Annotated in this window: 9 protein-coding genes; 6 read left to right on the top strand and 3 right to left on the bottom strand. The window is 31.0% G+C overall.

Going from position 1 to position 8,095, the window contains the following annotated elements; all coding sequences use genetic code 11:
* Positions 1 to 1,056: ABC-F family ATP-binding cassette domain-containing protein (locus ACI3VO_RS16430; RefSeq protein WP_439758945.1), on the bottom strand; the 1,056-nt coding region annotated here is incomplete at its 3' end.
* 224 nt (positions 1,057 to 1,280) lie between these two features.
* Here ACI3VO_RS16430 and ACI3VO_RS16425 point away from each other — a divergent pair.
* The 3 genes from ACI3VO_RS16425 (at position 1,281) to ACI3VO_RS16415 (ending at position 3,606) form a co-directional block, all read left to right on the top strand.
* Positions 1,281 to 1,907, top strand: coding sequence for a redox-sensing transcriptional repressor Rex (locus tag ACI3VO_RS16425; RefSeq protein WP_320924949.1), 627 nt, complete (start codon positions 1,281 to 1,283; stop codon positions 1,905 to 1,907).
* Between the two features lie 190 nt (positions 1,908 to 2,097).
* Positions 2,098 to 3,447, top strand: coding sequence for an AAA family ATPase (locus tag ACI3VO_RS16420; RefSeq protein WP_439758944.1), 1,350 nt, complete (start codon positions 2,098 to 2,100; stop codon positions 3,445 to 3,447).
* A 33-nt stretch (positions 3,448 to 3,480) separates the two neighbouring features.
* Complete coding sequence (locus tag ACI3VO_RS16415) at positions 3,481 to 3,606, top strand: hypothetical protein (protein WP_439758943.1); 126 nt, start codon at positions 3,481 to 3,483, stop codon at positions 3,604 to 3,606.
* A 12-nt stretch (positions 3,607 to 3,618) separates the two neighbouring features.
* Here the strand turns inward: ACI3VO_RS16415 and ACI3VO_RS16410 are convergent, their stop codons facing one another.
* Both ACI3VO_RS16410 and ACI3VO_RS16405 read right to left on the bottom strand, forming a co-directional pair.
* Complete coding sequence (locus tag ACI3VO_RS16410) at positions 3,619 to 3,789, bottom strand: DUF362 domain-containing protein (protein WP_320627302.1); 171 nt, start codon at positions 3,787 to 3,789, stop codon at positions 3,619 to 3,621.
* An 88-nt stretch (positions 3,790 to 3,877) separates the two neighbouring features.
* On the bottom strand, positions 3,878 to 4,048 hold the full coding sequence (locus ACI3VO_RS16405) for a DUF362 domain-containing protein (RefSeq protein WP_320627301.1): 171 nt from the start codon (positions 4,046 to 4,048) through the stop codon (positions 3,878 to 3,880).
* 259 nt (positions 4,049 to 4,307) lie between these two features.
* On the opposite strand from ACI3VO_RS16405, the gene cooS reads away from it, so the two are divergent.
* The 3 genes from cooS to ACI3VO_RS16390 are packed head-to-tail and all read left to right on the top strand — an operon-like array spanning position 4,308 to position 8,031.
* Entirely contained in the window at positions 4,308 to 6,197 is a 1,890-nt protein-coding gene (gene cooS, locus ACI3VO_RS16400; protein ID WP_439758942.1) for an anaerobic carbon-monoxide dehydrogenase catalytic subunit, read from the top strand.
* A gap of 24 nt (positions 6,198 to 6,221) precedes the next feature.
* Positions 6,222 to 6,701 (top strand): 4Fe-4S dicluster domain-containing protein, encoded by a 480-nt coding sequence (locus ACI3VO_RS16395; protein WP_439758941.1) that lies wholly within the window; start codon positions 6,222 to 6,224, stop codon positions 6,699 to 6,701.
* Between the two features lies 1 nt (position 6,702).
* On the top strand, positions 6,703 to 8,031 hold the full coding sequence (locus ACI3VO_RS16390) for an NAD(P)/FAD-dependent oxidoreductase (protein WP_439758940.1): 1,329 nt from the start codon (positions 6,703 to 6,705) through the stop codon (positions 8,029 to 8,031).
* Positions 8,032 to 8,095 lie beyond the last annotated feature (64 nt).

The following is an 8,095-nucleotide window of genomic DNA, read 5'->3' as shown; positions in this document are numbered from 1 at the left end:
ATTTAGATCTTTAAATAAAATTCTGTCGCCAAAGCCCATAGACATATCTTTTATCTGAATTACGTCGTTACCACTTACCACAGAAGGATCAAAGGATATTTTAGCTTTTTTTCTGTATAGCTCTGGTTTATCAAGAACTTCTACTTTATCAAGAGCTTTTTCCTTACTTCTGGCTCTTTTCAAGTGTTTTTCGCGACCGTAAGCCTTAAGTCTTTCTATTGATTCCTCTTGTTTTTTGATTTCCTTTTGTTGGTCTTCGTATTTTTTAATTTCTAATTCCTTCTCTACCTTTGATAATTCTATGAAGGCAGAGTAGTTACCATTATATGCTTTAAGCTTTTTATTGTAGATTTCAAAAGTTCTATTTACCACTTGATCTAGAAAATATCTATCATGGGAAATAAGCATAACAGTACCCTTGTATTGCTTTAAGAAGAACTCCAACCACTCGATAGCTTCAGAATCTAGATGGTTGGTAGGTTCGTCTAGAAGTAATAAAGTAGGCTTTTTAAGAAGTAGCTTACCTAAAAGAACTCTAGTTTTTTCTCCCCCAGATAAAACGTTGACCTGTTTGTCAAAATCATCTTCTTTAAATCCTAGACCGATAAGAACTCCCTTAGCTTCAGACTTGTACCCGTAGCCGTTATTAGCCGCAAATGATTCCATTTTATGTGAATATTCATCCATTAATTTATTTAGGATTTTAGAGTCTGGCTTGCTTCCTTCCTCTGCTATTTTAACCTCAAGCTCCCTTAAATTTTCTTCCATTTCTATAAGAGGTTTAAATACTTCTAAAACCTCCTCTAATATAGTGTTTTCCGAATAAAAGTTGGTATTTTGTTCCAAGTAACCAATTTCACAATCTTTAGAAGTGTAAATTTCACCACTATCATACCCGTACTCATTGGAAATAATTTTAAATAAAGTTGTTTTTCCAGTACCATTTACACCGATGATACCGACTTTGTCACCCTCGTTTATAGTAAAACTAATATCTTCAAGGATTGAATCTACACCAAAACTTTTATTCAAATTATTACAAGATAAAATGATCATCAGTTTTAAACCTTTCCTTTCTTTTTAATTTTTTTTAAAATTTATTTATATAATTTATAATTTAATAACTAAAGTTTATCTGCTTAAACTATCTAAAATTATAAACTTTTGATATAATATAATCAAGGATATATAAAACTATTTAAAAAATATGGTATTATTTAATGGTTGTGGTATTATTTAATTATATTATGATAAAAATATTGAATGAAAGAGGTGAGATGATGGCAAGCAAGAATATATCAATGGCAGTTATCAGAAGATTACCAAAATATTACAGATATCTTGGGGACCTACTTGATAACGATGTGCAGAGAATTTCTTCAAAGGAATTAAGTGATATAATAGGGTTTACAGCATCACAAATAAGACAAGACTTAAACAATTTCGGCGGATTTGGACAACAAGGGTATGGATACAATATAGAGGCTCTTCACACAGAAATCGGAAAAATTCTAGGGCTAGACAGACCATACAATGCAATTCTAATAGGAGCAGGGAACTTAGGGCAGGCTATAGCTAATTATTCAGGATTTAGAAAAGCAGGATTTGAAATAAAAGCGTTATTTGATGCTAATCCTAAAATTATAGGATTAAAAATAAGAGATTTTGAAATTTTAGACTCGGACGATATAGAATCTTTTGTAAAAGCTAACAATATAGATATAGCTATTTTATGTGTACCTAAAAATGGTGCTCAAGAATTAGCTGATAGATTAGTTAGCTCTGGAATAAAGGGTATTTGGAACTTTGCTCCAATGGATTTAGATGTACCTTCAAGTATTATAGTTGAAAATGTAAATTTGACAGAAAGCCTATTTACTTTATCATATCTTATGAAAGAAGATTAAATCGGGATTTATATAAATTGAAAAACTGTTGCATAAGTTTAATGGAATTAACTTATGTAGCAGTTCTTTTTTTATGTTAAAGTTTATTTTAATAAAATACAATAGATTAACTTTATTATATTTTGAGAATAATATATAATATAAAGTGAAAAAATCACATATTATTATAAATAAAGAGGTGATAAGTTGTATGTTACTTAGATTTAATGTGAAAAATTTTCTTTCATTTGATGATAATACAGAGTTAAGTATGTTTTCTGGTAAAGTGCGACAAAAAGAGAATCATTTGATTAAGACCAATAAAGCTAATTTATTAAAATTTGCTGCTGTTTATGGTGCTAATGCATCAGGTAAGTCTAATTTAATAAAAGCTATGTTTTATTCAAGAGATATTATTTTAAAAAGCATTAAAGATATTCCGAGAGAATCATTTTTTAAAGGTAATCCTCAAAATAAATATAAGAATACGAGTTTTGAATATGAAATATTGATAGATAATAAATATTATGCTTATGGATTTAATGTAATAATATCTAAAAAGGAAATAACTGGGGAATGGTTATATGATATAAGTAATAATAAAGAAAAATTAATATTTGAAAGAAATCTTGAAAATAATGAATTTAAACATGGTATGAAGTTTAAAGATATTAATAATAAAACTAGATTTGATGTATATTTTGAAGATAGTAAGTTAAATAATAAAACTTTATTTTTAAATGAAATAAATAGAAGTAAGAATATATTATATCAAAATAATAATGAATTTATGATTTTTAGAAAAATTTATAAATGGTTTTATGATACTTTAGATATTAATTTTGCATCTGCACCGATAACAAATTTTCAATATATGTTAAGTGATGATATGAATTTTAATGAAAATATTGTGAAAACATTAAATTTATTCGGAACAGGTATAACAAATTTTAATTTGATTGAATCTGATATTGATGAAGTAAGAAGAGATCTACCTAGAATACTGTTAGAAGATGTAAAAGAAAAGTTATTAAATGGATTAGCTACAACTATAAACATTAGGGGAAATGAGCAATTTTACGAAATAACTTTGGATGAAAATAAAAATTTAAAAATAAAGGTTTTAGCTTTTAAACATGAAAATCAAGAAATGGATTTTTATTTATCTGAAGAATCTGATGGAACTAGAAGGCTTATGGATTTAATTGAGATATTATTAAACTCTGAAGATAAAGTCTTTGTTATAGATGAAATAGATAGGAGTTTACATCCTAACTTAACTTATAAATTTATAGAATTATTTTTAGAAATAGCTGAACAAAAGAATGTTCAACTTATAGTCACTACTCATGAGGATGCAATATTGGATTTAGAATTATTGAGAAGAGATGAAGTTTGGTTTGCCGAAAAAGATAATAAAGGTAAAACAGAATTATATTCTTTAGAAGATTTTGGACCTAGATTTGATAAAAAAATCTTAAAAGCTTATTTAGAGGGTAGATATGGAGCGATACCTCATTTTAAAAAGTTTAATATAGAAGAATTTAAAAATTTATATTAATTAAAATACAAAATGACATAGGAGAATAAAGGAATGAGTTTACGACAACAAAAGAGAATTGGCGTTAGAAGTAATTCCAGGCAGAGAAAATATAAGAAAAAGATTATAAATATAAAAGCCAAATGGAAGTATATAAATCCATTTGGCTTTTTCAGTTAATTATTTCCGTTATTATTCAGCGCATGGAGCTTCCACAGGACATACATCAGCACAAGATCCACATTCTATACAAGAATCTGCATTTATTTCATATTTGTCGTCTCCAGCTGATATACATTCTACAGGGCATTCTGATTCGCATGCACCACAGCTTATACAAGCATCACCTATTACGTAAGCCATATTTTTCTCCTTATCGATGTCGTATTTTAAAATTAAAATCCAGGAAAAAAACTATCCAAAGTGGAAACTTCAGATAGTTTCTTGGTTATTAGCCTTCTACTATAGCATCGTTTGGACAAGCATCAGCACAAGAACCGCAATCTAAACATTCGTCAGCGTTTATACTGTATTTGTCATCTCCTGCAGTTATAGCGTCGTTTGGACATTCATCAGCACATGAACCACAAGCTACACAATCGTCAGTTATTTTATAAGCCATACTAAAAGCCTCCTTTTGAATTTTTAATTTCACTTATATTATAGCAAAATTTACAATATATCACAATAATAATTTAAATTGAAATAGTATTAAAAAATAAAATAAAAATTTAACAAAGAAATGTTTAAAAAAGGGAAAAAATGGTATATATAAATTGAGTGAAATAAATGTTATGAAATAAAAATCTATTTCATATTTATGAGATAGGGAAAATAATTAAAGATTTATTATAAAAATAATTAATAGGGGGAAGAAAAATATGAATTGTAATAGTTGTAAAATGTGTGAAAGTGCAGATAAAAGATTAGAAAGCTTCGTAGCATCAAAGGCTGGAGAATTTGAAACAGCATTCCAAAGAACTATAGATCAAAAAGTAAAATGTGGATTCGGTCTTCAAGGTGTTTGCTGTAGACTATGCTCAAACGGACCTTGTAGAGTTACTCCAAAATCACCAAGAGGAATATGTGGAGCAGATGCAGATACAATAGTTGCAAGAAACTTCCTAAGAGCGGTATCAGCAGGGGCAGCTTGTTATCTACACGTTGTTGAAAATACAGCTCTAAACGTAAAACATGTTGGTGAAAATAACGGCGTTATAAAAAGCCAAAAAGCATTAGATATATTAGGAGAAGAATTAGGAATATTCGACGACGATCCACATAAGAGATGTGTAAAAATAGCTGAAGCAATATTAGCAGATTTATACAAACCAAGATACGAAAAAATGGAATTAGTTGAAAAACTAGCATATCCAAAGAGAGTTGAAAAATGGAAAGAACTAGGAATCATGCCTGGTGGAGCTAAATCAGAAGTATTCGACGGATGTGTAAAATCTTCTACAAACTTAAACTCAGACCCAGTTGATATGTTAATGAACTGCTTATCATTAGGTATAGCTACTGGTTTATATGGATTAACTTTAACTAACCTATTAAACGATATAGTTTTAGGAGATCCTATCATAAGAATGGCACCAGTTGGATTCAGAGTAATAGATGAAGACTACATAAACATAATGGTAACTGGACATCAACATTCAACATTTGCAAGCTTCCAAGAAAAATTAAAAGACCCAGCAGTAGTAAAAATAGCTCAAGAAGCAGGAGCTAAGGGATTAAAATTAGTAGGATGTACATGTGTAGGTCAAGATTTACAATTAAGAGGAGAACACTATAAAGAAGTATTTGAAGGACACGCTGGAAACAACTACACAAGTGAAGCAGTATTAGCTACAGGAGCTATAGACATGGTAGTTTCAGAATTCAACTGTACATTACCAGGATTAGAACCAATAGCTGACAAACTACAAGTTAAGATGATATGCTTAGACGATGTTGCTAAGAAGAAAAATGCAGAATTAATCCAATTAGATAGAGATAAATTCGATGAAATAGATGCTAAATTAATAGACGAAGCAGTAAAAGCTTACAAAGCAAGAAGAGGAAACGTAACTATAGATATACCTAAAGATCACGGTTATGCAGAATCTCTAACTGGTGTAAGTGAAAAGAACCTAAAAGAATTCTTAGGTGGAACTTGGAAACCATTAATAGACTTAATAGCTGACGGAACTATCAAGGGTGTAGTTGGTGTAGTAGGATGCTCTAACATGACTGCAGGTGGACATGATGTTCATACAGTAGAATTAGTTAAAGAATTAATCAAAAAAGACATCTTAGTATTATCAGCTGGATGTTCAACAGGTGGACTTGAAAACGTAGGATTAATGTCTCCAGGAGCAGAAGAATTAGCAGGAGAAAACCTAAAAGCAGTATGTAAGAAATTAAATATACCACCAGTACTAAACTTTGGTCCATGTCTAGCAATAGGTAGAATAGAAATAGTTGTAAGTGAATTAGCTGCAGCATTAGGCGTAGATATACCACAATTACCAGTAGCTCTTTCTGCACCACAATGGTTAGAAGAACAAGCATTAGCTGATGGAGCATTCGGTTTAGCTTTAGGTTTACCACTTCACTTAGCTTTACCACCATTCGTAACAGGTGGACCATTAGTAGCTCAAGTTTTAACTGAAGGATTAAAAGACATCACTGGAGGTAGTGTAATAATAAATCCAGATCCAGTGGCTTCAGCAGAAATATTAGAAGCAGAAATAATGGATAGAAGAAAAGGCTTAGGCTTAAAATAATTAATTTTTAAGGATGTGGGAAATATGCGCAGAATAATAATTAATAAAGATTTATGCACAGGCTGTAAAAGTTGTGTAGTAGCATGCATGACTAGAAGCTGTGGCGAAAAACATAAATTCGATAGCTTTATTGATGTTAATAAAGATAAATATTTCATAGATTTACAAAGTATAGATACAGAAAGCAGAAATCATATAGAACTAGATGGCTCAGGCCATCCAGTTCCACTAACTTGCAGACACTGTGACGAACCAGAATGCGTTCTTACATGTATGAGTGGAGCTATGTCAAAGGATCCTGAAACAGGAATAGTTTCATATGACAAGGAAAAATGTGGTTCATGTTATATGTGTGTCATGAGTTGCCCATATGGAATACTAAAACCAGACGACAGAACTAAGCAAGAAATCGTAAAATGTGATTTATGCCAAGGAGAAGAAATTCCTCTATGTGTATATAACTGCCCAAGTGGTGCATTAGAATTACAAGAGGAGGAAGATTAATATGATAGATAAATTAAAGAATATTCTAGGAATTGGTAAAAAAGCAGATACATCTACTAACGAAATCGAAGTTCCAGCATCTAAAATAGGACCAAAAACTTATGTAATAATAGGTGCAAGTGCTGCCGGCGTAGATGCAGTGAAAACTCTTAGAAAATTAGACAAAAACGTAAATATAGTAGTTATATCAAAGGATGAAAATATATATTCTCGTTGTATGCTACACCATGTAATATCAGAACATAGAACAGTAGAAGGAATTAACTTCGTAGACGCTGATTTCATGGAAAAGAACAATGCAGCTTGGATAAAAAAAGCAACAGTAACATCAATAGATACAGAAAATAAGGCTGTAAAATACGAAAAGGATGGAAAAACTGAAGAACAAAAATACGATAAATTATTAATAGCATCTGGAGCAAATGCAGCAATTCCTCCTATCAAAAACATAAGAGAAGGAAAAAACATCTACCCTCTTAGAAACATAGAAGATGCTATAGCAATCAGAGAAAAAGCAAAACACTGCAAGAAGGTTGCTATAATAGGTGGAGGTTTAGTTGGTATAGATGCACTATCAGGATTATTAGAAATAGATGGCATAGAAGAAATTTCTATAATGATGATGGAAAATCGTATATTAGACAAACAATTAGATGAAAAAGCAGCAAGTGTTTACGCAGATAAATTCAAAGCAAAAGGTGTAAATATAATTACATCATGCAACATAGGAGAAGTTTTCCTAGATGAAGAAGGCAACGTATCTGGCGTAAATGTAAATGGAGAAAAACTAGACTGCGAATTATTAATAGTTTCAACTGGTGTAAAACCTAACATAGCCTTAATAGAAGGCTCAGGAATAGAAGCTGGAAGAGGAATCATAATAAACGACAAATGCGAAACAAACGTAAAAGACGTTTATGCAGCAGGCGACGTAACAGGAACAGGAATCTGGCCACTAGCTACAAAACAAGGTATAGTTGCAGCAAGCAACATGGCAGGCGTAGAAAAATTCCTAACTGATAGATTCGAATTCAAAAACACTATGAACTTCATGGGAATACCAACAGTTTCTCTAGGATTTACTACACCAGCAGATGACAGCTACGATGTAGTGACATATGAATATGGAGACACTTACAAGAAGGCTGTTATAAAGGACGATGTTCTTACAGGCTTTATAGTTCAAGGCGATATATCTTACGCTGGACCATATGCACAGCTTGTTAAGAATAAAGTTAAGGTTGAAAATTTAGCAGAAAAAGTATTTGATCTTGGATATTCTGATTTCTTCAGCATTAAGGAAGATGGACAATTTGAGTGGAATGTATAGGCTCTGCGGGTTAAATTATTTTTTTAATAAATAGAATGGGAAAAGTATCTGGGCTTTGGCTAGG

It is taken from the genome of Intestinibacter sp. (assembly GCF_051866655.1).
Taxonomy (GTDB): Bacteria; Bacillota; Clostridia; order Peptostreptococcales; family Peptostreptococcaceae; genus Intestinibacter.
Note: the sequence above shows the minus strand (reverse complement) of the source record. Positions and strands in the feature narration are given on the sequence as shown.

Bases quoted from the DNA above. Each gene is read 5' to 3' on its own strand.
- ACI3VO_RS16415 (WP_439758943.1), top strand. From the start codon at position 3,481: ATGAGTTTACGACAACAAAAGAGAATTGGCGTTAGAAGTAATTCCAGG.
- ACI3VO_RS16390 (WP_439758940.1), top strand. From the start codon at position 6,703: ATGATAGATAAATTAAAGAATATTCTAGGAATTGGTAAAAAAGCAGAT.
- ACI3VO_RS16420 (WP_439758944.1), top strand. From the start codon at position 2,098: ATGTTACTTAGATTTAATGTGAAAAATTTTCTTTCATTTGATGATAAT.
- ACI3VO_RS16395 (WP_439758941.1), top strand. From the start codon at position 6,222: ATGCGCAGAATAATAATTAATAAAGATTTATGCACAGGCTGTAAAAGT.
- ACI3VO_RS16410 (WP_320627302.1), bottom strand. From the start codon at position 3,789: ATGGCTTACGTAATAGGTGATGCTTGTATAAGCTGTGGTGCATGCGAA.
- ACI3VO_RS16405 (WP_320627301.1), bottom strand. From the start codon at position 4,048: ATGGCTTATAAAATAACTGACGATTGTGTAGCTTGTGGTTCATGTGCT.
- cooS (WP_439758942.1), top strand. From the start codon at position 4,308: ATGAATTGTAATAGTTGTAAAATGTGTGAAAGTGCAGATAAAAGATTA.
- ACI3VO_RS16425 (WP_320924949.1), top strand. From the start codon at position 1,281: ATGGCAAGCAAGAATATATCAATGGCAGTTATCAGAAGATTACCAAAA.